This window comes from Planctomycetaceae bacterium, assembly GCA_041398825.1.
Classification (GTDB): domain Bacteria; phylum Planctomycetota; class Planctomycetia; order Planctomycetales; family Planctomycetaceae; genus F1-80-MAGs062.
The window spans coordinates 80744-106067 of sequence record JAWKTX010000009.1; the positions used below are offsets into that span (position 1 = coordinate 80744).

The window sequence follows — 25324 nt, forward strand, 5'->3', positions numbered from 1 at the left end:
CCCTTAAATGATCTCGCCGAGAAACCCAATTCCCTGACTTGCCGCGGTATTCAGCGTCCCGGAAGTGGATCCGGATAAACACGAAGTCGGACTTGTTCGGCCCTCGAAACGCTTTACCACTTCGATCCGTCAGTCTTTGGTGATGAAGACTCATGGAAGCGATGAATGTTGCCGTATGTTCCGGAAGAATGGTAGCGGTGGGGTAATTTACTACCCTTTTGAGCGGTGCAGACTAACGCCTGCAAGACGATGGCTCAAAAGTCCCGGGGGCATTCCCGCTTCACCACAAAAAATGTCGTTTTCCGGACACGTCAGGCAAAAAAGCAATCGAAACTCTAGGTACCTCTGTTTCGACGAAGCACCAGCAGGATTCCATCATGTTGAACTCACCTCGATTCTCCATACTGCACAGCGCATTCGAACAATCTCGTCTTATCCGAAACGCTCCCGACCTGCGGACGAAACGGCGCGTACCAGCTTTTGTCTTCGCGAAAGGCGTTCGACACGACGCAACAGTGATCGAAGCGACCGGGTACGATCTGATGGTGAGAACACGCACCACCATTCCACAATGCACTCGAGTCGAAGCGATTTTTCTGACCTCTGTTCCGACTGTTGAGGTCAACATCTCCGGTTTGATTCACTGGACCGCTCGCCGGGAAACCTCGTTCGAGATTGGTATTGCGCTGGATGTACCGGTTCCGGACGAATTCAAACTGTTGCATCCGGGGTGCGAGCGCGAGAGTATTCGCTATCAATGCAGCGAATCGGCAGAAGTGATCTGGTCAGACGCAAATGTTCGGAGCACAGTGAAAGTCTTAAACTACTCACGCTATGGGCTTTGTTTTCAGACGCATCATCCAGCCCGAATTGCATCTGCATTTGAGCTGCACCCATCGAATGCTCCCAGCGTCAACCTGAATGGAACCGTGCGCTGGATTGTTGGGCAGGGAACCGATTTTCTTGCCGGATGCGCATTACAGCGAGGGTTAGGTTACGAACTTGCGGGCATCCGTCTGACGTCTCCACGTCGCTATTAAATGTGTGCCGGAGAATGTCGTTGAACATTGCGTTTGCCTTCAATTTCGCCGCAAAGACTGAAGCTCTGAAGACACGCCCTGGTATCTGTCCAGCGGTCAGAATCAGCCGGAATGTGGATCGCGACAGCCATCGCTGGAATGGGCTTACGGTCGCCAGAGTGAGATTGTGGCAGACGACCTCCGGCAGCCTGAGAATCAGGCGGGGTCGTCACAGCGGCATCTGATCTGTTTGCAGCATCAGCCAGTGACTTCGAAGGATCTTTGAATTGAGGTGACATCAAATCACCTGAGCATTCTCTGCTCGATCACAGTTCCCGTGTTTCGTACCTGCCGAAGCGTGGTTCTGCGACCGGGGTTTGTCTGGGGCATAAAAAACGAAAGGGGGAAGGACAAGTCCTTCCCCCTTTCAGCCGTTTAGTTTGTTTGCACAAACACCACGGCCGGAGCGTCCCGCTCGGGCAACGCACCCATGTGAGCGGGAACAGGCGAGTCTCGTTATGCCATGACAGGTCCACCCTTCAAAGTTGCGGATGGAGATGGTGTGGCGTTCGAATAGGCTGGCATTCCGTGTTCCACGATGTCCAGACCCTCAATTTCTTCGTGAGCAGGCACTCGCAGCATGCCGACTTGTTTGAGCAGGAAGAACAGTCCAAACATGGTCGTGAAGGCCCAGGCACAGATGATGAGCGTGCACTTGGTCTGCATGATGATGTAAGCCATTCGCGTGAGTTCGACACCATCGACCTCAGGCATTGCTGTACCGAAGATACCAGTGGCAATTCCACCCCAGACGCCGCACATTCCATGGACAGGGAAAGCACCAACCGGGTCGTCGATCTTCAGCTTGTCCAGAAGCACGATGCCTCCGAACACAAGTCCGCCGGAAACCGCACCGATGATCAGTGCTCCCATCAGTGTGACCTGATCGCAGTTAGCGGTAATTCCCACCAGACCAGCCAGAGCACCATTCAACGCCATTGAGAGATCTGGTTTCTTGAACACAATCCACGACAGGACCATGGCGACGAAACAGGCCACTGCAGCAGAAAGTGTCGTTGTGACCGCGATGTAGGTTGTCACTTCTGCATTGCTGGCACCGTTGTAGGTCAACTGGCTGCCCGGATTGAACCCGTACCAGCCCACCCAGAGGATGAAGACTCCCAGTGCAGCCATTGGCATGTTGTGCGGGAGCATCGGTTGAGACTTACCGTCAGCTGAGTATCTTCCAATTCGAGGGCCGAGCAGCATTGCCCCAGCCAGTCCGGCACAACCACCCACAGCGTGCACCACGACAGATCCAGCGAAGTCAGCAAAGCCCCACGAAGCCAAAGCTCCGCCGCCCCACTTCCACATTCCACTGACCGGGTAGATGAAGCCCGTCAGAATAGCACTGTAAACCAGGTAAGCAGAAAACTTCAGACGACCTGCGACGGCACCCGAAACAATAGTTGCTGCCGTTGCCGCGAAGGCGACCTGAAACAGGAAGTCGGCAGAAGCACTGTAATCAGCAAGTTCGCTGACGGTTTCCACCGAATCGCGACCGCCCCAAACACCTCCGAAACCAAACCACTTGCCTTCAAAGTCTCCCCCGGGGTACATCAAACCGTATCCGACCAGCATGAACAGCATGACGCCGATCGCCAGGTCCATCAGGTTTTTGAAGAGAATGTTGACGGCATTCTTGGCTGCATTTAAGCCCACTTCCACCATCGCAAACCCGGCCTGCATGAACAGGACGAGCACCGCACAAATAAACATCACCAATGTGTTGATGGTGTAATCCAGCTCCTTCTTCTCGTAGTACGGCGACTCTGCCTCAGCTTCTGGCGCGGCGGCTTCGACTTCGAGAGCCGCAGGCTCCTCTGAGGCAACCGCGGCAGGAGCCGCTTCGTCAAAAGCAAACGCAGTACCACTGCCAGCTAGAGTCAATACCACGAACGCTGGCAGCAGGATTCGTAGTCCTCGAAAGAAATCTGATCCAAACATTGAAGCCTTTCCCCTTTTCGCTCCGAATTCGCCTGTAATTTTCTCGCCCAGATGTGAGCACGACGAGGAAAGGGGAAAGCAAGCAGTGTGCCAAAGGAAAAAAGGTCTGCCATATAAACCTGCGAAGAAGGTCACTTTCGATCATTTTGCAAGCAAAACACCACGCCAAAAAGACTTTCCTGATTTGTTTGCATGAGCCAAAAGTCATTATTTTCAATAATTCATGGACATGCTTGCCCGCAGATCGCGCAGCTGATGCCTGATAAACAGTCAGTGCCCCTTGTGTCACGTGTGGATACTGTCAGGAACTAAGCAGTAACTGCTCGGATGCTGTCCCGGATCGCTCAGTATCCCGGATCGCTAAGCGTCATGGCATCGCTTAGTGTCGTGGCATTGCTTAGTAACGCGTGACGACTTCATCCAGGTTCAGGATGGCTCGACAGACCGTCGTCCATGCCGCCAGTTCGGTGATCGCAGAATCGGTGCTCGATGGTTCTGGCTTCGGCGCAATGCCGGTTTCCATCAATGCTGCCGCCCTTTCCGGATTCGAGAGATACTCGTTGCGACTGCGATTCAGGAGCAATTCGAGCAACCGCAGTTCTTCTGCGTCGGGCGGTCGCGAAACACATTCCCGAAACGTCCACGAAATTCTTGCAGCGTCAGACTCTTCATGGGCCGTCGTCTGCAGGACGCGTGCAGCAAAGACTCGCGATGCCTCGACGAATGTTGGATCGTTCAGAAGGACGAGCGCAGCCAGCGGCGTGTTGCTTCGGGCTCGCTGGGCCGTACATTCCTCGCGACTTGGCGCATCGAATGCTCGCAACATGGGATGCAGGAATTGACGCTGCCAGTGCATGTAAACACCGCGTCGCCACTGCCGCTGATCGGCATGATGCGAGTACTTTCGAATCGGAAAGTTCAAATGACGATAGTAACCTGCTGGCTGGTAGGGTCGAACACTGCCACCTCCTACCTGTTTGACAAGCAATCCCGAAACAGCCAGAGCGTTGTCACGAATCATCTCAGCGGGCAGACGGAATGAATTCTGACGGGCCAGCCATTTGTTTTGCGGATCAATCAAATTCAGGTCCGTCCGCAGGTCTGAACTTTGTTGGTATGTTCGGCTTGTGACGATGAGTTTCATCAGATGACGGACGTTCCACCCGCTGCGTACGAATTCGATGGCCAACTGGTCGAGCAGTTCAGGGTGTTCAGGAGGAAAACCCTGACCGCCAAAATCGTCAAGAGACGGACTGATTCCCGTTCCAAAACCGATGGCCCAAAGTCGATTGACCATCACGCGTGCCGTAAGCAATCCGATACCGTCTTCATCAACCAGCCAATTCGCAAGATCAAGCCGAGTGAGGCGGCGATTCTTATCCAGGCCCGAATCCACCGATACTGCAGCGGGCCTTAGAAAAGCGGGCACAGCTGGCTGTACGACTTCTCCGGATTCGTCCATCCAGTTGCCACGTGGAAAAACGCGTGTCGTGCGTGGGACTGGCTTTGCCACAGTAATCATGCAGGATCGTGCAGAGGCTTCGAGATCTTCGATGGCATGCTTGATTCTCCGGATCTCTTCCGATTGAGACTTGTCGTCGGATGTCGTTGCCCCGTCTTGATTCAGACGTGACAGTTGTTTCTGCAATTCAGCGAGCGATTGGCGTTCCCGGGCAGTCAGTACACGCATTTCGGGCGCCCGTTTTGTTGGCAATGCATTCGTGCCGGTTCTGAAGTGATCCTCTTCATCAACGTCTGCAAAAAACGCTGCCAGAGAATAGAAGTCCTTCGATGTGTAGGGATCGAATTTGTGGTTATGGCACTGTGCACAACCTACGGTCGCTCCCATCCACACTGCGGACAGATTTCGAACACGATCAGCCGCGTAGATGGCAAGATATTCTTTGGGCTGCAGTCCACCTTCATGCGTGGTCTGCAGCAGTCGATTATAACACGATGCAATTTTCTGATCGACGTCACTATCAGCGATCAGGTCACCGGCCAGTTGCTCACGTGTGAACTGATCAAACGGCATGTTCGATGCAAACGAATCGATCACCCAGTCGCGATACGGTGAGCTGTTATGATCCTGGTCACCATGGTACCCGACCGTGTCAGCATAGCGGACAAGATCCAGCCAGAACATCGCCATTCGCTCACCATAGGCGTCACTTGCGAGCAGTTGGTCGACCACTTCATCGTACGCCCTCTGTGTCGGTTCTTCGACGAATGCCGTCACAACCTCTGAAGCGGGTGGTAAGCCAATCAGGTCGAAATGGACCCGGCGAATGAGGGCCGCAGGATCTGCATCTTCTGCTGGCTTCAGATTCCTGCGCTGCAGATTGAATCCGATGAAATTGTCCACCCAGTTAACGGGCCAGTTCGCCAGAACTCCATTCAGTATCGGGGGCGAAACAGCGACTGGTTTTTCGTATGCCCAGTGGTTTTCCCAACGGGCCCCCTGGTCTATCCATGCCCGCAACAGCTGAACTTCCTGAGACGTCAGTGATTTACCGGAGTCCGGCGGCGGCATTCTGATGTCATGGTCCATGGCTACGATTCGCTCGATCAGCACGCTGTTTCCAGCGTTGCCAGGCACAACAACCTGGCGTCCGTTTCTGTCTTCTGTCAGGCTTTCAAAACTGTCGATCCGCAGATTGCCTTCACGATCGTTTTCGTCCGGCCCGTGGCATGACATACAGCGATCCGAAAGCAGAGGGCGAATCTGTCGATTGAAATCAATCACTTCGGCGCTTTGGTTTGCTGTCGTCGCTTCGTCGGCCAGCAGTTCTGGTGAAAAAACACAGGCGAGCGAAGTGGCGGCGATGATCATTCGAAATGCGAACCCGAGCGGTTCTACAGGCAAGTTGCGTGAACGCAACGGAATGGTTGAGCAGTTGAAGGTTCCGTTGGTCCTGACAGATTGCATGGCATTCATAAATCTGATCGCTCAAAGCAGAAACGCACCGCACCGCAGCCGCCTGTCAGGCAGCTTCGGTGCGATCATGCGTGAAACAGACGTCAAAAAACAAGCTCTGTCGTGCCCCAGTTAGCAGTCTGTTGAACAAGGGACTGGATCGAGCAGGAGACCTGAAAACACGGTAATTTCCAGTCGTCCTGCGTGCCTGTCCCGGTTTTTCAACGGACAGCCAGGCTAGACCCGCTCCAGCTTTGTCACTCGTCCCGTACCAACCCATTCCGCAACAAAAATGTCACCGTTGGGGGCAAAGCAGGCGTCGTGCGGGTGAACAAACTGCCCATTAATCCATTGGTCTGGTTTAGTTCTCAGGCCCTGTATTTCATTGAGCCTGTCAATGGCTGTTCCAAGCTGTGCAACAACCTGGTTCTTTTCATCCAATAAGGTCACCCTCGCTTTCAGTTCAGGGACCAACATCAGATTCTTCCATGTATCGATGTTTGCCGGAAGCCCAAATCCTTCGATGGTTTCCTGGTAATTGCCCTCCATATCAAAGGTTTGCAATGTGTTGTGGGCTCGATCCGTGACCACAATGGATGGCTCGCGACCCTCGCGACGATCCACCCAAAGTCCATGCGCGGTTTTAAACGTTCCCTTTCCGTCGCCAACACCGCCGAAGCAGCTGAGCCATTTTGCATCTTTGTCGTAGCGATGAATCTTGCAGGACCCGTACCCGTCGGCCAGCAGAAAACCGCCGTCGTCCAGGAATGCAAAGTTCGTGGGCAGGAAACGATCCGCGCCCCAGACTTTCTGAGGGTTCGTGTCCTCCCCTTCTGCGTAGACGCCCGATTCCATAGGAGCGTGTTTGGTCCAGACCACGTCGCCCTTGAGGCTGAGTTTGGCAAACGCTTTCACCTGCTGATATGCGGCCACGTAGAGAAACTCTTCGCCGCCTTCATCGCGTACTTCAATACCATGCCCGCCACCCTGGAATTGATTTCCAAAGGCGCGAATGAATTTGCCTTCGGCGTCGAATACAAAAATGGATGGATGGTCCTCCAGATCCGCGCGGCCTTCGTGAATGACGTATAGATTACCAGCCTTATCGAGAGCAACGTTGTGCGTCGTCTGCCAGGAATAATTGTCTGGCAGTTGGGGGTAGGCATGATGAACCCGGAATCGATGGTCCCCTTCGCCCAGGATGATTTCGCTGAACGTTCGACTTGCGGTGGCGATGGCCGGAGCGGCGACTACGGCAACGGCACTGCTGGCGGCAGACTTTAAGAATTGACGTCGACTGGAACTGGCTGATCTCATGACTGGCTCCGTAATGAGGGCATTCGCCCCAGGACCCCGGACGAGCTTTCAAGAGACAAACAATCGTGCTGTCTTTGGACGCTGGCAGGGGGCTTCAAGTGTGGTTGTTCAGGTCCGCCTGGCCCGCAGGTGACCCACATTTCCGAATCTCCAACCTAGATGAAACCGTGCCGCTTAACAATTGTCAACTGCGCGGCAGCCCTGCACACAGTTTGCACACGATTTCGGTCGCATTTCATCGGAATTTCTGAAGGATTCAGACATCCGATCGAATTGACGATCCGCGATCACCAGGAACTGGAGCTGCAAAGCAGAATTCGAATGGCGAATTGTGTAGAGTGTGCCAGCAGTCAATTCATTTGCCAAAGTGATGAACCTCTCTGGCTTTTGAATCTCTCAATAGCCCAGGGATTTGGTGATCGAGCTTGCTCGGTGTGCTTGCATGCAACATGCCCTATGGTGGGGCAAAGCGTTCAAAGCGAGCAAGTGAAGAGACTGTTGTCGGCCACGCGTTTCGAATCAGGGCCCTGAGAGATTCCGATCAGAAGCCCTTTTGAATTCCATGAAACGCTGCGCCACATGTCTTGTTGAATTCAGTTCTCAAGCGAACTGGCGTAACGAAAAGCAATAACTGATTGTTGATAGACGGTGATAGACGGAGCGGCTTGCAAAATGATTGATGTTGCTGAAACAAGTGGAAACGCTGAGAGAACGACTCGCCCCTTTGCCCATCTTCACTGTCACACCCACTACAGTCTTCTGGACGGTGTGAATCGCATTCCTGATCTTGTGAACCACGTCAAGTCGATGGGGATGAACTCCGTTGCCATCACTGATCACGGCAATCTTTATGGAGCGATTGAGTTCTACAACGTTTGCCGTGACAAGGGTGTCAATCCCATTATCGGGTACGAAGCATACGTCGCTCCCGGACGCAGAACAGACAGAAGCGCGAGCCGGATGAAGGAAGCTCAGTCCCACCTGACGCTGCTGGCTATGAATCGGCAGGGATTCGATAACCTCATTCAGATGTCGTCTGCGGCGTATCTGGAAGGCTTCTACTACAAGCCACGTATCGACCGTGAACTGCTGGAACAGTGCAACGAGGGGATCATTTGTTTGTCCGGTTGCGCATCGAGCGAATTGTCAAAGCTGCTGCTTGCAGAGAAGCAGGACGAAGCCGAACAACTTGCCGCTTGGTACAGTCGGGTGTTCGGAGATCGTTTCTATATGGAAATCCAGGATGCAGGATTCCAGATTCAGAAAGACTGCCTCGAACTAACGGTCGATCTTGCCAAACGAATGGGCCTGCCGCTGGTCGCCACAAACGACGCCCATTATCTGAAACGCGAAGATGCAGCCGTTCAGGACGTGATGTTGTGCGTAAACACTCGCACAACTCGGGACGATCCACGGCGAATGAAGATGGAACACGATGGCTTGTACGTGTGTTCTCCGGACGAGATGTACGGCATTTTTAAAGGACTTGAAGATGCGGTGGCCCGTTCTCAGGAGATCGCGGATCGTGTGGATATTCAGCTGGGCGATCGAAAGCTGTATCCCGTGTTTCGCCCCGAGAATGGCCAGACGGATATCGACTATCTGAAAGATCTTTGCGACAAACGGATGCACGAACGATACGGTGACGAGCTCACCGACGCGCACTGGAAACGACTGCAATACGAACTGAGCGTGATTGAAAGCAAAGGGTACGCAAGCTACTTCCTGATCGTCTGGGACTTCGTTGAATTTGCGAGGCGACATGGCATCCCGTGTGGTGCGAGAGGTTCTGCATGCGGTGCTATTGTGGCTTATCTGTTGCGGCTGGGTGATGTGTGTCCGCTGAAGTACGACCTTCTATTCGAACGCTTCCTTGACCCAAGTCGTGCGGAACCACCCGATATCGATATCGACTTCTGCCGCGACAGACGACAGATGGTCATCGACTACACCAAGGAGAAATACGGTGCAGGCAGCGTTGCCCAGATTGGAACCTACGGAACACTGAAAGCCAAGAATGCGATCCGTGATGTTGGTCGCGCGCTAAATGTTCCGCTGTCTCGGGTCAATGAACTGGCGAAGATGGTTCCGGACACGCTGAACATCAAGCTCAAAACAGCGATCGATGAAAGTCCCGAACTGAAGATGGCTTATGACACAGACCCCGCAGCCCGAGAACTGCTGGACTACGCAATCGCTGTCGAAGGATTGGCCCGCAGTGCCGGAACTCACGCTGCCGGTGTCGTAATTGCGGACGTCGAACTGGGGAAGGTTTTGCCGCTGCAGACGATTACCGGCAAAGAAGACGTCATCACGCAGTGGGATGGTCCGACCGTCGAAGCGGTCGGTCTGCTGAAGATGGATTTTCTCGGGCTCAGAAACCTGACTATTCTGGACAAAGCGGTTCAGAACGTGAAGAGAACGCACCCGGACTTCGATCTTGAGTACGTCAAGAATAATCTGTCGGACAAGGAAACGTTTGCCCTTTTGCAGCGAGGTGAAACGAAGGGCGTGTTTCAGTTGGAATCCGGCGGGATGCGTGATCTCCTGACCAAGATGCGACCGGACTGCTTTGCCGACATCATCGCAACGTCCGCACTCTATCGCCCCGGGCCGCTCGAAGGTGGCATGGTGATGGAATATGTCGACGTCAAAAACGGAAGAAAGGAACCCCGCAAAGTTCATCCTGTTGTGGACGAAATTCTCGCCGAAACGTACGGCGTCATGGTCTACCAGGAGCAGGTGATGCGAATTCTGAATCGCGTCGGAAATGTGGAACTGGCAAATGCATACAAATGCATTAAGGCCATCAGCAAGAAAAAAGAAAAGATCATCGCCAGCTACCATCAGGATTACATTGATGGAGCCAAGTCAAACGGCATTTCAGAAGAAATTGCGCAGGATCTCTGGAATCTGATTATCGCATTCGCGGGCTATGGTTTTAACAAGTCGCACTCAACGGCCTATGGTCTGATCGCGTACGAAACAGCCTACCTGAAGGCTCACTACCCGGTGGAATTCATGGCCGCGCTGCTGAGTTGCGAAATGGAAAGCAGCGAGAGAATTAGTGAGCATATCGATGATGCTCGCCGAATGCAGATTGAAATTCTGCCTCCCGATATCAATCGTTCGATCGTGGATTTTGGATTCATTGACGGCAAGATCACATTCGGTCTGGGGGCCATCAAGGGAGTCGGTGAGTCTGCTGTGAGTGCGCTGGTCGAGGAGCGGGAAGCAAACGGCCCATTCAAAGATCTGTTTGATATGACCGAACGCGTCGACCCTAAAGTACTGAACAAGAGCACTCTGGAAACTCTGATCAAAGCCGGCGTTCTGGATACTCTTCCCGGAACACGTGCACAGCAGATGGAACTTGTTGAACGCGCTGTGCAATCATCGATTTCACGGCACAAAGACAAAGCGCGGGGACAGAAAAGTCTTTTTGGCGATGATGACGAAGACGAAGTCGACGACCAGGGTAACGCGGTGGGAATGAATCTGCCGGATGTTCCGGACTGGACACACACCCAGATGCTGGCGTTTGAGAAAGAGGCCTTTGGTTTCTACCTTACATCACACCCACTGACTCAGCATTCACGCCGGCTGGAAAGATTCGCCGCCAACAGGAATTCTGAGCTTGCTGAAATGGAAGACGGCGCTCCGGTAATGATTGGTGGGATGATCTCTTCAATCAAAATGGCGAACTCGAAGAAACCCAGCCGCAACGGCAATTCGAAGTACGCGAATTTCGATCTGGACGATCCGACAGGAATCGTTCGCTGCATTGCCTGGCCCGACGACTATTCGCGGTTCGAAGACCTGATCAAAACCGAGAATGTGGTGTTCGTTCAGGGGCGGGTCGATCGACGAGGTCGAGAACCTAACGTGATCGTAAACCGGATCTATTCGCTGGATCAGGCCGACCGGGAGTTTACGGCTCAGGTGACAATCAAATTCGAACGCGGCATTCATACGTTCGACGATGTCGAACGCGTTCGCGCCATACTTGGGCGTTATCAGGGAAGCACCAACGTGGTGCTGGTCGTTGATTCGTTTGCAGAACAATCCACTGATGATGGATCAACCGTGAGCGAAGCGGACATGGATACAGCCGTTTCCAATCGACTGCGTTATGTGATGACAACGTCAACCGATTGCCACGTAAATGTCGGCCCGGAGTTTCTGCAGGCACTCACCGAAACAGTGGGGGATGAAAACTACGATCTGAAAGCTGCCAGGGTCAAAAAGGCCAGTTCAGGATCCATTGGCCGATAGCTCATGGCCCGGTCATCATCGACCGTTTTTTCTGACACTCTACCCGACGGCAATTTGTCAGCTCAAATTCAGTGTCAACTGCTGGCGGATGCCGGTAGAGATTGAGTGCAGGTAGAGATTCAGGGTAACAGGACGAAACGATTGATCTACGGCTGAACGGCAGGACGTTCGAAGATGATGATGTGCTGACGCGGCAGGACATCAATCGTTTCAACGTATTTGAGACCATGTTCGGGAAGACTGGCTTCTTTCTTCACCTGGTCCTGTGACATCTTGTGAACGAGTTTTATCGGCACGGTTGGGTCTTCCATTCGATACTCAACAAATGCGATGCGCCCGCCGGGTTTCAGTGTCTTAGAGAGTTCCCCAAGCATTTCGTACGGAAATTCAAACTCGTGATAGACATCAACCATGATGGCAAGATCAATCGAACCTGGCTTGAGATTTGGGGACTTCTGCGTCCCTTTCACGGCAACGACATTTCGAATATCAAAGGTTCGGCAATGCTTCTTCAGGCGTTCGAGCATTTCGTCCTGCACGTCCACCGCCATGATCTTTCCATCCGGCAGAACGGCTTCTGCCATCCGAAGTGAAATCACTCCGCTTCCTGCGCCGATGTCTGCAATGACCTGACCGGGCTGAAGATTTAAAGACTTTACCAGAAGGGTTAGCCGCTCTTCGTTTTCTCTTGAGGATCTTTCAAGCCATGCTGCTCCCTGGAAGCCCATGACATGGGCGATTTCGCGGCCCATGTAGAATTTACCGATTCCATTTGGGTCATGCTCGGCTCGCCATTCATATCGGTCAACAGCAGGCGTGGCATCATCAGCGTCGGTGCTGCCTGCCTTCTGTGGTGACCGGACCACAGTTTCATTGCCTTCATCTGAATGAGCCGGGGCGGCATGTGCAATGACGACACAGAAAGAAGTCAGGATCTTCAGGAAAAAACGAAAAGTGTCCATCGGGGTTCCGGATCGCGTGCCTTCGTGTTGATGTTGATCGGCAACAGCAAGAGCGTGATCGTCGTATGAACTCGTAAAAAACCTGCGCATCTGATTCTCCTGTTTTGCGTCACTGATCGCGTGCAAGTGTTTACGTCTTTGATTTGACTGTCAACTTACAAGCTTCGATTGTGTCGCAACTGCAGAGACTTCGTCCGTTGTTCAAAAACATGTCCAAACTGCTTTTGACACGATTGCCACATCTCTGTACTCTCCGCCCCGCTCAGTGACCGACCCGGTCATTGGGTACTCTGCATGGATGCGGTTTAGCGGCACCAGGCCACGGACGGCCGACGCCGCATTTTTTTTGCGCGGACGGGCTGCAGGCACGTGAATGCTGCAGGTGCGTATGACCGTCTTAATCAGACGGCTGGCGTTTTCCTCTGGCGAGATAGGGATGCGTTGGTGGACAGGGATGCGTTGTCTGTGACAAAGCGTTCTGAATCTGTATTGCACCAGCGCCCGGCAATGCGACTCACGCGAAGAAGATTCCTGATGCCGTGCGGGCGGCGATGTCAATGGTAGACCCGCCGCCAACCTTTCCTGGTGGAAGAAATTCATTCGCAGGCAACGGTGCTGTGACTTCTGCGGCAGATCAACGGTTGCAAGAGTTCCGCTCGCAGGTCTCCTGCCCACGTGCAGTCGACGTTCTATCGTACTTTACGTCACACGTTGAGCATCATCCTGCCGAACCCTGCCACGGACAGACGAGACGCAACCCGCGTCTTCACTTTTCGTCTCGTCTGTCGGTTTAGAACAGATGAACGGCACCCAGTTCCTAGGGCTCAGTCGTTGCTGCAGGCTCAACCGGCGACACGGGCTCGTATGGCCGTTCAGGGACCGGAGATGAAATGACATTTCCGGGCATAACGCGAGGCGACAATTCCACGGTTCCGACGGGATGGTCGACCGCGAACTCCGGCGGATGTGCGTCGACTTTGGGGTTGTCGATTCCGTAGGCTCGTGCGGCAGATTTTGCCTGAGCATCACAGTAAGCGTCTGCATTCCATGCACCTTCTGCCAGCCAGATATTGTTGTGTTCGAGCAGATCTCCGGTGGCCACATGCAGTGATGTGATCGCTTTATTGTAGGCCGAAACCTGTTGATAGAATGCGATCTCAGCGGCAGCCAGTCGTTCCTGTGCTCTGACCACCACGTCCATCGAATTATCCACTTCCCGATTACTTCCACCCACTTCGAGGATGATACGATACTTTTCAACTCGTTCGGCCGCGGCCTTCATGCGTTTCAGGGATGATTGGGCCGCCGTGTACGTGGACGAGATTTCCTGAACAGCATTTGCAACATCGTGAGCGATATTTCGTTCCTGTGCCGCCAGAACGGCATTGGCCTTTGCTAGTTGAAGTTCGTAATTCCTGACCTGACTGTGGGCCTGCCGGAAGCCGATTGGCATACTGAACTGCAAACCAAGCGTCCATGATTCCAGATCGTCATGAGCCATGGACCCGAAGCCATTTCGAGTCGGCAATCCGGTCACGGGATCCTGCGTATTCTGCCCCAGCAGCTTATCGCCAAAGCCGTTAATGTCGTAGCTGGCAACGGCATCCAGGCGAGGTCGAACGAGACTTCGTGCCGCGTTCAACTGCAATTGCAGACTTTTGATCTGCCATTTCTGGCGACGCAGTTCTGACCGCTGGGTCAGGGCTTTTGTCAATGATCCCTGCCAGTCAGGGACAAATTCGGCAACCGAAGGCTCGTCGACAGGTCGCAGTACTGTGCCATCATTCATCGGCATTCCCAGCAGGCGACGCAGCTCAGATTCTGCTCGGAAGATTCCGTTCAGAGCCGTCTCTGTACTTGCTTTGGTTTCGTAAACACGGTCCTTGGCAAGGAGTTCGTCAACTGGTCCGATCTTTCCGTTTCCACCAACTTCCACTGCAATGTTGGAAATCCGCCAGGTTTCAAGAGCACTCTTGTGCGCGACAACGGCGGTGTCATACGAGTGGTAGGCCAGATACAAATCCCAGTATGCATTTTCGATGTCAGCCATCGCATTTCGGACGGCCGTTTCGAAATCTGCCAGAGTGATATCCTGATTGATGCGGGCGATGACAACGCCCTGGCTCACCCCGGCAATGGAACCGAAGGATGGATTCACTGGCCCCGCGACCCGAGTGAACTCTGTGCCGCTTCCGGCAAGCAGAGGTTGGCGAATCTGTGCTCCGATACTACCTGCGTAAGACGATGGATAGTAAGCGCCGGGGCTGTTGGTGCCGAGGTAGTCCCAGTCGTGTGAAAACTGAATGGATCCACCGGATGCAAAGGCCTTCGTCAGCGACGATCGAAATGCAGCCGTTTCGGCCGTGTTCAGGGTAAGCGGTGTCGCGGCTAGGTTATTGCGTCCGCTGGCACGCCCCCAGGTAATTCCTGTGGCGAATGTTGTGTCAAAGTCTGACAACGCAGCATTCAGTCCGCGGCGACCGAACAAGATCCCGGTTTCCTGAATCGCGGCATCGTAAACTGAATTCGCTCCCTGTGGATTCGTCAGGACAACCTTCGCGCCGACGCCACCGAGTGCGCTGGTTTCGATGATGTCGTTATGCGAAAGAGCGATGTGGAAACATTCCGAAAGCTGTATTTCCCGAACCTCATCTTCGACCCGTCGCGAAAGACTTCGAGGTTCAATTGTGCTCTGAACCGCCTGCGCCGTGGTGTTATCCAGGTTAGGCCACGAAATCCGCGTGTCGTAGTTTCGGTTGTCGTCTACGCGACAATCCGGCTCCAGCAGATACTGAAGATCTGATACAGTGGACTTCCTCGTCGTGGAGCAACCACTCAACAGCAGAGTGCTGCAGAGCGAAGCGACAAAGCTGCGTTTGAGGATGCGGGTCGCAAGTTTCAGGAATAACGATGTCGAGCATCCTTCAGCCGGAGAATCTGCTTCAGATCTGCTCATCCACGCGTCAGGGAGCGCGCGCTGTCTTCTTTGAACGGGACCAAGTTGCATAGGAGCACCTGTTCGTCGAGAAATTCGATTTGAATTCGGTCGACCAGGTCAGCTCGACGGCAGTTTCTGCACGCAACGAACGATACGCGTGATCCAAATCTCTGGATCAATCGACCGCCTGGTCACAACTCGTATCGACGGAGGAATTCGCAGCACTTGATGAATTGGAACCAGGGCCATACTCCGTATAAGGCAATCCAAGCAACTTCTTCACAAAGACAACCTCACCCGCATCGTTTCCCTCAACCGCATGACCGACAAATTGCAAACAATAGCCACCGGCAAAACACGCCAATGCCCAGTACCACTCAGATCCAGCTGCAATACACCATGGTGTTCCTACAAAAGTCAGAGGTACGCCCAGGAGGTGCAGTGCCTGATTGAAACGGTTACGGTGGCGTGGTAAATAATTCCGAATAAACCGCTTGATCATGTTGCGTCAACCTGTCCGATTGTCTGTGTTTTCTGATGTTTGCCGATTGCGTCAAATTCAACGATGAATTCTCGCAAGAACGCGTCGGCTGCCTCGGTCCATTGCCTGGGACCATGGTATCCCGAACGGGCATCATATTCACCGCAGCGCACAAGATTCGATGAAGGATCTGGGACTTCCGTTTCCCTGTCCTGTCGCAGACTTTGGCACACCGAGTTCGCAGAAGATGCATCTCTTCTATAAGAACTCAGGCGCACCGCCCACTTTCATCGGGAGCAAAGTTTGCTGCGACGGAAGTGTGGCGCACGGATCTGATGGCAAGCTTCGCAATCACCATCAGCGCATGGCAAATTCAGCGGAACACGGCAAAAGTCTGACGCAAACCCTCGGAATTCTCGCAACTTCCGTTACAACGACCAACGCGAATTGCCGGTTTGAATCCCTGTATTCCCGGCGGATATTCCCGGCAGCCTTGGTTCCTGTGGCAGGATCAGGGTTGTAGTCCAAAACGGTGAGGCAATCGGAATGATGAGAAAGAAGTCCCGAATCCCCATATCAACTTTGCCCGATTCCTACTCAGCAATGCCTGGGAGGTGCGTGGCAATCATTTTGCAGGCACTTTGTCTGGCGACGCTGCTGCTTTTTCCAGAGCCAGTGTGCGTTGCTTCGGATCGCCCGAACATTCTGCTGATGATGGTTGATGATCTCGGTTTTTCTGATTTCGGGTGCTATGGCAGCGAAATTCGCACACCGAACGTTGATGCGCTGGCCGCCGGCGGGATACGGATGTCTCAGTTCTATAACACGGCCAAATGTCATTCCTCAAGAATCTGCCTGCTGACCGGAAAGTACACTTTTCAGGCAGGCAACGAAGCGATGGATCAGGCGCTGACTGCGGGGGAGGTAATGAAGGCGAACGGTTATGCGACGTCGATGACAGGCAAGTGGCACCTTCGCCAGCAACCGACTGATCGTGGATTTGAACGCTACTGGGGACACCTGTCTGGCGCGACGAACTATTTTGTTGGCGACAATACATTTCGACTGAATGGCGAGCCGTGGAGTGACTTTGGGAAGGACTTCTACACAACGGATGCCAATGTCGATTACGCCATCCAATTCATCGATGAAGCCATCACAGAAAAGAAGCCATTTTTTCACTACATCGCCTTCAATGCGCCACACTATCCGCTGCAGGCAAAGAGACAAGACATTGAAAAATACAGGGGCGTCTATTCCGATGGCTGGGATGCGGTCCGCCATGATCGCTACGAGAAACAGTTGAAGCTGGGCATCATCAACAGCAGGTTCAAACTGAGTGAGCGGCCCGATTATATCCCGGCATGGGAAGAGCTGACGGCGGATGAACGCAGGTGGGAAGAAGACCGCATGGAAGTCTTTGCTGCGATGGTGGATTGCGTGGACCAGAACATCGGGCGTCTTGTTGCTCACCTGAAATCCAGGGGAGTCTTCGATAATACGCTGATACTACTTGTTTCTGACAATGGGGCGTGTCCGTTCGAACGCACACGCGGGCGGGAGTTTCAACCCTGGGATCACCGTTCCTACTGGTGCTACGATGTCGGCTGGGCCCATGTCGGCAACACACCTTTTCGCTGGTATAAACAGAACCAGCATGAAGGCGGAGTCTCATCGCCGCTGATTGCACACTGGCCAGACGGACTTACTGCAGCGAAGGGTTCTGTCAGTGATCAGCCGGGGCATTTGATTGATTTGCTTGCAACCTGCGTCGATGCAGCTGACGCTGAGTATCCATCGGAATACGGCGGAATACGGACAACGCCCATCCAGGGAAAATCGCTGTTGCCTCTGCTGAAAGGCCAGCAACGGGAGCCACATGAATGGTTGTACTTCCAGTTTGCGAATAACCGCGCTCTTCGTCGTGGCGACTGGAAAGTCGTGAGCGCTGCCGGGGGACGGTGGGAACTGTATAATCTGGCTGAAGACCGCACGGAATTGAACGACCGCTCTACCGAGATGCCCTGGCTTACCAAAGAGCTGGCCGATCTCTGGTTTCAGGTTGCGGAACAAACGGATGGGTTGCCGCAGAATTTTCGAAAGCCTGTTGGCGACTCTCTCATGACATTTCCAGCTTCTTCCATGACCGCGCGAAAGGCAGGCCCGGGAAAGGCTGATGTGAACAGCACCCCGGGACGGTCGACTGGAAAACGTGAAGGAAAGAAAGGTAAGAACAAAGACTAATGCTAACGTCTGCATATAAGAAACGTCTTCTTGCAAGGATTCTTCTGGTCGTCGTTCTGCTTGCCGTTTCCGCTCTGCGGCCTCGAATCAACGCCTGGCTGGGAGGTGAGGAAACAGCGGGCGTTGACGTCACTGAGGTCGGTGGGGCGGACGTACCACGCCCCGAGATCCGAGCCGAACCGCGAAATGATGATCCAGAACGTGCGGGTTCAGGCAATGCTCCGGCGACAGCTGAGCTGGACCTGTCAGATGTGGTCATTCCCCGGTCCCCATACGAAGATGACACCGCGTCACCTTCCAGCGCGAACAGCGTGCGAGTTGCGAATAAGAATCGGGATGAAGGTGCAGGATCCTCCCGGAAGGACGACTCGTCTGGGATCTCCAGTTCCCGACTTGGGGATCGTGCGAGTGATTCGAAATCGCGAACTTCTGGCAATGCCCAACCGGAGCCTGATTCAGCAACAGGCCGCACGGCGGACAAGTCCGGTGACATTCAACTCGGGCAGTTCACAGAAATCCGAAACAACACTTTTCGTTCATCTGCAGGCCTGATCTATCCTCCGGGCAGCGCTGACGGGCATCGACTACGTCATGTGATGAAGCATGCAAAGGATGATACGTCGAAACCGGTTCACGGAGTCTTCGACGGTGATGGGGACCGTGATGTGGTTTTTGCCCTGATTGATAAGGCATGGGTGAAAGCGAAAAAAGGGGGCAGGGATGTGCGAAAAGAACGTCAGAATGATCGACTGGTTTACACCGTGCGTATGGACAATCGAGTCGGTTACGTCGGGGGACGAGAAGGCCAGCGTCAGAAGAATCCGGAATGCCGGTTCATTCGGATTGTGATCGAAGAGGAATCAACCGTCGTCAGCGCATACCCAACCCGATCGTTCTGACCGATTGGCTGTATGAGGCTCCGCATTCACTACCACAATAGAAGGGAGGAGCGAAAGGGTGTCGGGTCAGGGATTCCGATCGGACAAGCGGCTTTGTACATTGCGAATCATGTTCCCGACTCGCGATGTTCTGGACGCAGCGAGTGGCTGGCCGGCGATAAAACGCATCAGATCGTTGTGAAGCGCCTCGGCCGATTGGTAGCGTTCGTCAGGATCGCGTGCGATGCATCGAAGAATGATCGATTCGAGATCTTTCGGGAGCTCCTTCCGGATTTCCCGAGGCGGTTGTGGAGACTCATCAAGAATGCAGGCCAGCAGACGGTCTCGACCTACTGCTGCGAAGGGTGGCAGCTGAAGACTCAGTTCATACAAGGTCATTCCAAGAGCATAGATGTCGCTTCGGACATCTGCTGGTTTCCCCATGAGGCGTTCGGGCGACATATATCGCAGCGTCCCAGCCATGCGCTGCTCATGGTCTTCATCCATGTTGCGTACTGGGCGATTGCGAATGCCGTACAGCTGAATGGCCTGTTGTTTCGAGAGGATTCCTGCAGATTTTCCACCATCGCTGTTCGAAGCGATGGATCCAGCGATGGAGACTGGATCAAACGGCTGTGACAAACCAAAGTCGGTCACCCAAACGTGACCGGTGCCATCAACCAGTAGATTACCTGGCTTGATGTCATTGTGAAGGATGCCGGCGGCATGCGCGGCCTGCAGAGCCCCCGCTGTTCTGGTGGCTATGTCAGCAAATCCAATCCAGGATTCACGCGAAAGTTGCCGTCGTGACTGCGGCAACTGTTCCACCGGATGATTCGCATGAAGCTCCGGCTGAAATCCCGTTGGCCGCGCGCGGTTCATGAGCTCAATTTCATCCCGGATGCTGACACTGCGTGTGTGCTGCAACCGTGTGATTAATCGGTCCAGACCAACACCGTAGATAAACTGCATCGAATAATAAACGTAGCCCCATTCTTCACCGCACTGATAAACCGGGACGATTCCGGGATGATGAATCTGAGAGGCGATATGAGCTTCACGTTGAAACTTCTTCATCCACTCCGGCACAACAGAGGTTCGCCATGGAAGCAGCTTCACGGCAATAATCTGCTGCGTCTGTGTGTCTTTGGCCTGAAAAATAACGCCCATCCCGCCACGGCCAATTTCGCAATGCAGCTCATAGCCCCCCAGCCGTTTGAATGGAAATTTTTCGGGCATGGTCCTCCTGAAAACCCCGGCCTCATTCTCCACGCGAGCTTGTTCGAGAATGTTTAAGACGGGGAAATATTCCCGGATACGATCTGCGTGAGGAGGGAATCTTCGAGCGTAAAGTTCGACCGAAGGTCGGAGTCCCTTACGCAATTCGTCGACATATTGCGTTGCGAGGACTTCAAAGGGTTCGCGTGAACGCAGGCCTTTTTCGTCGCTCACCCGTGGCATCCCAATCAGATGAAACGTCGTATCTTCAGGTTCGGGGACCATGATTGTGGCAACTATTCAATGTGGCAACGATTGATGGCGGCAGGCATGAAATGTCTGGTGGTGTTCGACTGCAGATGCAAACCCCGTGATTCTGATTTACCGGCGATAGTAGATTCGTTGTTCGGAAGCTGGTCGAATAACGGTGACCTGCGGTCGGGTCGCTCCACCGTTGCGCAGGAACCATGCGATGATGAATCCCGCCACAAATCCACCGATGTGTGCCCACCAGGCGACGCCGCCTGCAGACACATCCCCCATGGCAAACGTTCCATTGGCCAGTTGCATGACAAACCAGATACCAAGGAAGATCGGAGCCGGAATCACAATGATCTGAAGGATGAAGAAGATTGGGACAATCGATTCAACTCGTGAACGCGGATAAAGAAGCATATACGCCCCCATCACACCCGCAATTGCTCCACTCGCGCCAATTGTTGGTACCGTGGATTCAGGTGATGAGAGGTAATGAATGGTGCTCGCCGCGAGACCACAGACGATATAGAACACGAAATAGCCAAGATGACCGAGCCGGTCTTCCACATTGTCGCCAAATATGTGCAGAAACCACAGATTGCCAGCCAGATGCATCAGGCCACCGTGGAGAAAAACACAGGTCAACAGTGTGGCCCATTCCGGCACGGATGCTTTCTTTAATTTGACCGCCTGAACGATCTCGCGGCGGCCAAGCGATGTTTCGACGACAATCGGTTCCTTCACGAGGATATCCTGATCGGGATGACTAACCCTCGCGGGAACCATTCCGAATCGCAGGACCGATTCTGCTTCGCCAGATGAATGTTGCCATGCAAACACTGCAATACAAACGGCAATCATGGAATAGTTAACGAATGGTGTTGTGCTTGACGGGATACTGTCGCGAAGTGGAATCATCGGGATTTTCTGAAGAAGTTGTTGTGAATCGGCAACAAAGCCCTACCGTCTGATTGTCCGAACCAATGTGGAATGACATCTGTTGGAAGCTTGATTTCTCAGGTGCAATGCCGCTGGCGACTGATTTGTCTTTGCGATTCCCCGGCGCCGCGCCGTATTATTCCGCCTGCCATGTGATTCATTTCACGCCGTTTCAATCCGCGCCGTCATTCATGTTCATGAAATCCCGGGCAGACAGGAATTATCGATGAAGTCGCTTTTACTTTTGTCTGGTCTTCTCTTCGTTCATATTGGGATGTTGTCATTGTTTTCCACTGTGAAGGCAGACGAAAACGTATCGGGTAAAAGTCCTGAGGAACTCCCCGAATCGATGGTGTACTTTATTGGATCTGTCGAGCAGGTGCTGGAATCTCGGGCAATTTTTGACCTGGGCGACGCACATTCACTCAGGGAAGGTGATGTTGTCACGGTTTTTCGATCACGCGACAACGAATATCAACCGTTGGGGACACTGGAAGTACGTGAGAGTTTCCCAACGTGGTCCGTGTCTCTCCCGACAAAGAAGTTCGTCGCCGAGACCGGCGATATCGTTGTCTTTGTACGCGCCGTCGGCGAAATCGGGACGCCACGTGCGATTCAGGCACGTTTCCTGGCTGATCAGAAGATCTCCAATCGAAATCGGAACAGCTACTCCACGGTGCGGAATGATGTCGTTGCACGGGCTCTGACAAAAGTTCAGAGAGGTCAGCCAGGCTGGGTTCAATTCAGGAAAACCATCAGCGGCACCGTTTACAGCGAATCACTGGGAAGCAATCCGTCCTCAAATTTGCGGCGGTTAACGGACCAGATCGATCTGCTCCGAATGCTTGACCAGAGTGGATTGCCTGCGTCAGACGCAGCGAGCGACCGATGGATGATCGTCATGAAACAATTGTCGACCCGCTCTGCAAAAAGCGAATCTGTCGTGGTGCAGGAAGCCGACAATGCCGCGGCAAACTTCCGCTTCGTGATGTTCGAGCGGCTGTTGAAGACCGCCTCTTCGAAGGCAATCCGGAACAGCAGGCCCTGGCGTCGGCACTGGTCGCTTCGTTGCTGCGATATGAACAACGGAATGAGACGGCGTGGCTTGAACGGCACCTTCGGTTGAGCCAGTTTCCAGAGCTGGCCGGGGATGAACAATTTGTCATCGACATGACTGCTGTTATTCGAGAGCTCAGGGAATCTGCCGGGCAGTGATTGGATGCCATGTGATTTGGTAGATGTCCTTCCCATCGGCGGACGAAAAAATAAGTCGACATTCTGAATCAACCGACAACCGTTGCACTAACGAGGCAGCGTCGTAATCCTTGCGGGAAACAACGATCAGCTGCACGTTGGCCCCCCGGAGAATTGTATTGAGTGATGGTCGCCCGAACTCAGGGAATGACGGCGTTGGGATAGTGTTGACGGCGTGTTGCAACTGAAACCATCTCGCCGGGAAGAAGCCCGAATAGCCGTTTAGCATTGGTCGGCCATGTCGAATCTGGTAGTACATCCAGTGCGCTGTTATCTCCAGATCCCGAACAGTTTGTCCCGGTGGAAATGGCAGGCATAGAATGCTGTTTCCGGGTTTCAGATGAGACTGCACATAATCGGTCCAGTCACTTGCCGAATCCAGATCCGGAACCGCGACCAGAAGGAAGGGGGCAGGCGGTTGTTCGATCACAGCAATCAAACACACGGCCGCTACGGCAACACACCAAAGATACCCTGCTGTCCGATTCGGCTGTGCGTTGAGTCGGCGTATGTGAATACGAATTTGCAACGACAAGCGATGGATTGCTACGAAGGAAAACACCACCAGAACCAGCTGGACAAAATAGGCAAACCGAAAAACGTTTCGTACCCAGCCAAGCCCGGGAACAATTTCCACAAGTGACTTCCAGATATTGAAATCACTGACCTGCAGGTTAGTGCCGAGTGACAGAAAAAATGAAAGAACTGCTGTTGCGCACAGGAACAAAGTCATCCTTTGCGTGCGCGGGCGACAGACTCCCAGGAAAATCCCCAATAGTCCCAGCCCCCAGCGCAACCACCCGACGGAAAGTTGCCGACGGGTAGCGACGGGCCTGAAAGTCGATGTGATGCTGTTGGATTGAGGATGCAGGTAGTCGGCGGCTACTGCTGACAGTGCCGCGACGGTCTTTTCCTGCCTTTCGAATTCATGCTGACTCAGATACTTTCGGATCGGCAGCACCAGGGGCAGTACCATCGTTGCAGCGGTCAGAATGGCCACCGCTGCTGCGGTCCAAAGGTGCCAGTCTTGCGGTTTTCTGACCAGGAGAAGAACCGGGCCGCAGAGCACGATTCCAAGGAACATCGCGTGATGAATACTCAGCCAGAAGGTCGCTCCGAAGGCGAGACCGGCAACGACAGCGCGCCGCAGGCCAGGTCGTTCGCAGAGCCGGTCGAATGATTCCCAGGTCCAGAGAATGGCCCAGACTGGCATCAACTGAATGACGTCAATCTGCTGGTGGACAATCGGCAGCAGTATCACCGCGATCGATGCGGTGGCAGACAAGAATGGAGGCAGCGAGAATCTGTTTCGCAGCAACTTCGCCCCGAAGAGGCCGTTCAGCGTCAGTGATAACAACATGTAGACTTTGTAGGAAACGACCGGTGGCACCCTGAGCCAGAATAGTGGAGCCACAACCAGAGTCGCAGGCTGTGGTTCTGAAAATGCAAAGGTCCCCCGCTCAGGAAAGAAAACAGGCGCGTGCCAATAGTTGGCGAAACCGGAAGCGGCCCGATCAGCATTCCACCACATCGAACACGCATTAAATACGGGGACTGTACTGCATTGCGTAGAACCGGTGGGAACGGTTGTTGTCAGAGACTCTGGCTTCAGAGTTGGCCACAAGACAATCGTGGATGTCAGCACGCAGATGAGAAGAAGCAAAGAATGCTGTATCCAACGTTTCTTGGTGTAACATCGCTTCAGAATCTTCAATCGCTGCCGGAATCGATCAGAGTGATTGAATGGTAATGGTTGATCTCCGGACACGATTTATGAACCTGAATGGGTCGAGTTGCTGATAAGCAGGCACAATTGGGCATGCACGAGTCAGCTTACATCGAACGTTCTCGGCGACGCATCGCTTCAGTGGCTTCTTCAAGCAGCGTTAAACGTCCACCGTAAGTCTTTTCCAGGTTTTCTCTGGTGAAGACATCGTCGACCGGACCGTGAGCTACGACTCGCATATTGAGCAGAATGACGTAGTCGAAGTACTCAGGGACCGTATGCAAATCGTGATGGATCACCAGTGACGTTTTTCCGTTTTGCTTCATCTCTCGCAGGATTTCGACGATGGTTTTCTCGGTAGCTGCGTCGACAGCTGCAAACGGTTCATCCATCAGATAAAGATCTGCATTCTGGACGAGAGCACGGGCCAGGAATGTGCGTTGCTGCTGTCCGCCCGACAACTGGCTGATTTGCCGCCCTGCCAGGTCAGCAATCCCGACTCGATTCAACGCCTCTAATGCGTTCTGACGGTGACGCCTGCGGACCGGTCGACACCATCCAATCTGGCGGTAAAGGCCCATTGTCACGACATCAAGGGCACTAATCGGAAAATCCCAGTCCACGCTTTCGCGCTGTGGGACATAGCCGACACGGTGTCGATTCTGGTGATAAGTCTGACCGAAGACCCTGACACGTCCGGATGCGCGAGGGATCAGATCCAGGACAGCCTTCAACAGGGTGCTTTTGCCGGCACCATTCGGTCCAACAACTCCCACCAGTGCCCCCGGAGGGATATCGAAACCAACGTCCCAGATGACGGGTTTGCGATGATACGCAACGGTCAGGTCATAAACGGAAAGTGGAGTGCTGTCGGTGAGGTTCATCAGACGG

At 53.5% G+C, this 25324-nt stretch carries 16 protein-coding genes; 5 read left to right on the forward strand and 11 right to left on the reverse strand.

The window, feature by feature from the left end:
- Nucleotides 1–377: 377 nt before the first annotated feature.
- A complete protein-coding gene (locus tag R3C20_16775; GenBank protein MEZ6042159.1) occupies nt 378–1040 on the forward strand; it encodes a hypothetical protein in 663 nt (220 codons plus the stop codon).
- Here R3C20_16775 and R3C20_16780 read toward each other — a convergent pair.
- The 4 genes from R3C20_16780 to R3C20_16795 all read right to left on the reverse strand — a co-directional run bounded on the left by R3C20_16780 (nt 1037) and on the right by R3C20_16795 (nt 7260).
- Nucleotides 1037–1318: a hypothetical protein gene (locus tag R3C20_16780; protein MEZ6042160.1), complete on the reverse strand. Its 282-nt coding sequence runs from the start codon at nt 1316–1318 to the stop codon at nt 1037–1039. The two genes, R3C20_16775 and R3C20_16780, sit on opposite strands and share 4 nt — an antisense overlap.
- Nucleotides 1319–1535: 217 nt before the next feature.
- Nucleotides 1536–3026, reverse strand: coding sequence for an ammonium transporter (locus R3C20_16785; protein MEZ6042161.1), 1491 nt, complete (start codon nt 3024–3026; stop codon nt 1536–1538).
- A gap of 397 nt (nt 3027–3423) precedes the next feature.
- Nucleotides 3424–5964, reverse strand: a complete 2541-nt coding sequence (locus R3C20_16790) for a PSD1 and planctomycete cytochrome C domain-containing protein (protein MEZ6042162.1) — start codon at nt 5962–5964, stop codon at nt 3424–3426.
- 216 nt (nt 5965–6180) lie between these two features.
- Nucleotides 6181–7260: a hypothetical protein gene (locus R3C20_16795; protein ID MEZ6042163.1), complete on the reverse strand. Its 1080-nt coding sequence runs from the start codon at nt 7258–7260 to the stop codon at nt 6181–6183.
- 672 nt (nt 7261–7932) lie between these two features.
- Between R3C20_16795 and dnaE the strand changes: the two genes are divergently transcribed.
- Nucleotides 7933–11535, forward strand: a complete 3603-nt coding sequence (gene dnaE, locus R3C20_16800) for a DNA polymerase III subunit alpha (GenBank protein MEZ6042164.1) — start codon at nt 7933–7935, stop codon at nt 11533–11535.
- 146 nt (nt 11536–11681) lie between these two features.
- Here dnaE and R3C20_16805 read toward each other — a convergent pair whose 3' ends face one another.
- The 3 genes from R3C20_16805 to R3C20_16815 form a co-directional block, all read right to left on the reverse strand.
- Entirely contained in the window at nt 11682–12587 is a 906-nt protein-coding gene (locus tag R3C20_16805) for a methyltransferase domain-containing protein (protein MEZ6042165.1), read from the reverse strand.
- Nucleotides 12588–13314: 727 nt separating this feature from the next.
- Complete coding sequence (locus tag R3C20_16810) at nt 13315–15453, reverse strand: TolC family protein (protein ID MEZ6042166.1); 2139 nt, start codon at nt 15451–15453, stop codon at nt 13315–13317.
- A gap of 157 nt (nt 15454–15610) precedes the next feature.
- Nucleotides 15611–15937, reverse strand: coding sequence for an Mpo1-like protein (locus R3C20_16815; protein MEZ6042167.1), 327 nt, complete (start codon nt 15935–15937; stop codon nt 15611–15613).
- Nucleotides 15938–16534: 597 nt separating this feature from the next.
- On the opposite strand from R3C20_16815, the gene R3C20_16820 reads away from it, so the two are divergent.
- Both R3C20_16820 and R3C20_16825 read left to right on the forward strand, forming a co-directional pair.
- Nucleotides 16535–18160 (forward strand): arylsulfatase, encoded by a 1626-nt coding sequence (locus R3C20_16820; protein ID MEZ6042168.1) that lies wholly within the window; start codon nt 16535–16537, stop codon nt 18158–18160.
- Entirely contained in the window at nt 18160–19059 is a 900-nt protein-coding gene (locus R3C20_16825; GenBank protein ID MEZ6042169.1) for a hypothetical protein, read from the forward strand. The genes R3C20_16820 and R3C20_16825 overlap by 1 nt, the downstream gene beginning before the upstream one ends.
- Before the next feature lie 66 nt (nt 19060–19125).
- On the opposite strand, the gene R3C20_16830 is transcribed toward R3C20_16825, so the two are convergent.
- On the reverse strand, nt 19126–20541 hold the full coding sequence (locus R3C20_16830) for a serine/threonine-protein kinase (protein ID MEZ6042170.1): 1416 nt from the start codon (nt 20539–20541) through the stop codon (nt 19126–19128).
- 96 nt (nt 20542–20637) lie between these two features.
- Nucleotides 20638–21432: a rhomboid family intramembrane serine protease gene (locus tag R3C20_16835; protein MEZ6042171.1), complete on the reverse strand. Its 795-nt coding sequence runs from the start codon at nt 21430–21432 to the stop codon at nt 20638–20640.
- 247 nt (nt 21433–21679) lie between these two features.
- Between R3C20_16835 and R3C20_16840 the strand changes: the two genes are divergently transcribed.
- The gene (locus R3C20_16840; GenBank protein MEZ6042172.1) at nt 21680–22579 is read left to right on the forward strand and encodes a hypothetical protein; all 900 of its coding nucleotides are present in this window, start codon (nt 21680–21682) and stop codon (nt 22577–22579) included.
- A gap of 66 nt (nt 22580–22645) precedes the next feature.
- Here the strand turns inward: R3C20_16840 and R3C20_16845 are convergent, their stop codons facing one another.
- Together R3C20_16845 and R3C20_16850 are read right to left on the reverse strand one after the other, a co-directional pair.
- Entirely contained in the window at nt 22646–24370 is a 1725-nt protein-coding gene (locus R3C20_16845; protein ID MEZ6042173.1) for a hypothetical protein, read from the reverse strand.
- Nucleotides 24371–24540: 170 nt separating this feature from the next.
- Entirely contained in the window at nt 24541–25317 is a 777-nt protein-coding gene (locus R3C20_16850) for an ABC transporter ATP-binding protein (GenBank protein MEZ6042174.1), read from the reverse strand.
- Between the last annotated feature and the right edge of the window lie 7 nt (nt 25318–25324).

Coding starts and splice junctions, on each gene's coding strand:
- R3C20_16795 (MEZ6042163.1), bottom strand. CDS start 7,260: ATGAGATCAGCCAGTTCCAGTCGACGTCAATTCTTAAAGTCTGCCGCC.
- R3C20_16805 (MEZ6042165.1), bottom strand. CDS start 12,587: ATGCGCAGGTTTTTTACGAGTTCATACGACGATCACGCTCTTGCTGTT.
- R3C20_16835 (MEZ6042171.1), bottom strand. CDS start 21,432: ATGATTCCACTTCGCGACAGTATCCCGTCAAGCACAACACCATTCGTT.
- R3C20_16830 (MEZ6042170.1), bottom strand. CDS start 20,541: ATGGTCCCCGAACCTGAAGATACGACGTTTCATCTGATTGGGATGCCA.
- R3C20_16780 (MEZ6042160.1), bottom strand. CDS start 1,318: ATGTCACCTCAATTCAAAGATCCTTCGAAGTCACTGGCTGATGCTGCA.
- R3C20_16815 (MEZ6042167.1), bottom strand. CDS start 15,937: ATGATCAAGCGGTTTATTCGGAATTATTTACCACGCCACCGTAACCGT.
- R3C20_16840 (MEZ6042172.1), top strand. CDS start 21,680: ATGAAGTCGCTTTTACTTTTGTCTGGTCTTCTCTTCGTTCATATTGGG.
- R3C20_16775 (MEZ6042159.1), top strand. CDS start 378: ATGTTGAACTCACCTCGATTCTCCATACTGCACAGCGCATTCGAACAA.
- R3C20_16785 (MEZ6042161.1), bottom strand. CDS start 3,026: ATGTTTGGATCAGATTTCTTTCGAGGACTACGAATCCTGCTGCCAGCG.
- dnaE (MEZ6042164.1), top strand. CDS start 7,933: ATGATTGATGTTGCTGAAACAAGTGGAAACGCTGAGAGAACGACTCGC.
- R3C20_16790 (MEZ6042162.1), bottom strand. CDS start 5,964: ATGAATGCCATGCAATCTGTCAGGACCAACGGAACCTTCAACTGCTCA.
- R3C20_16850 (MEZ6042174.1), bottom strand. CDS start 25,317: ATGAACCTCACCGACAGCACTCCACTTTCCGTTTATGACCTGACCGTT.
- R3C20_16825 (MEZ6042169.1), top strand. CDS start 18,160: ATGCTAACGTCTGCATATAAGAAACGTCTTCTTGCAAGGATTCTTCTG.
- R3C20_16810 (MEZ6042166.1), bottom strand. CDS start 15,453: ATGAGCAGATCTGAAGCAGATTCTCCGGCTGAAGGATGCTCGACATCG.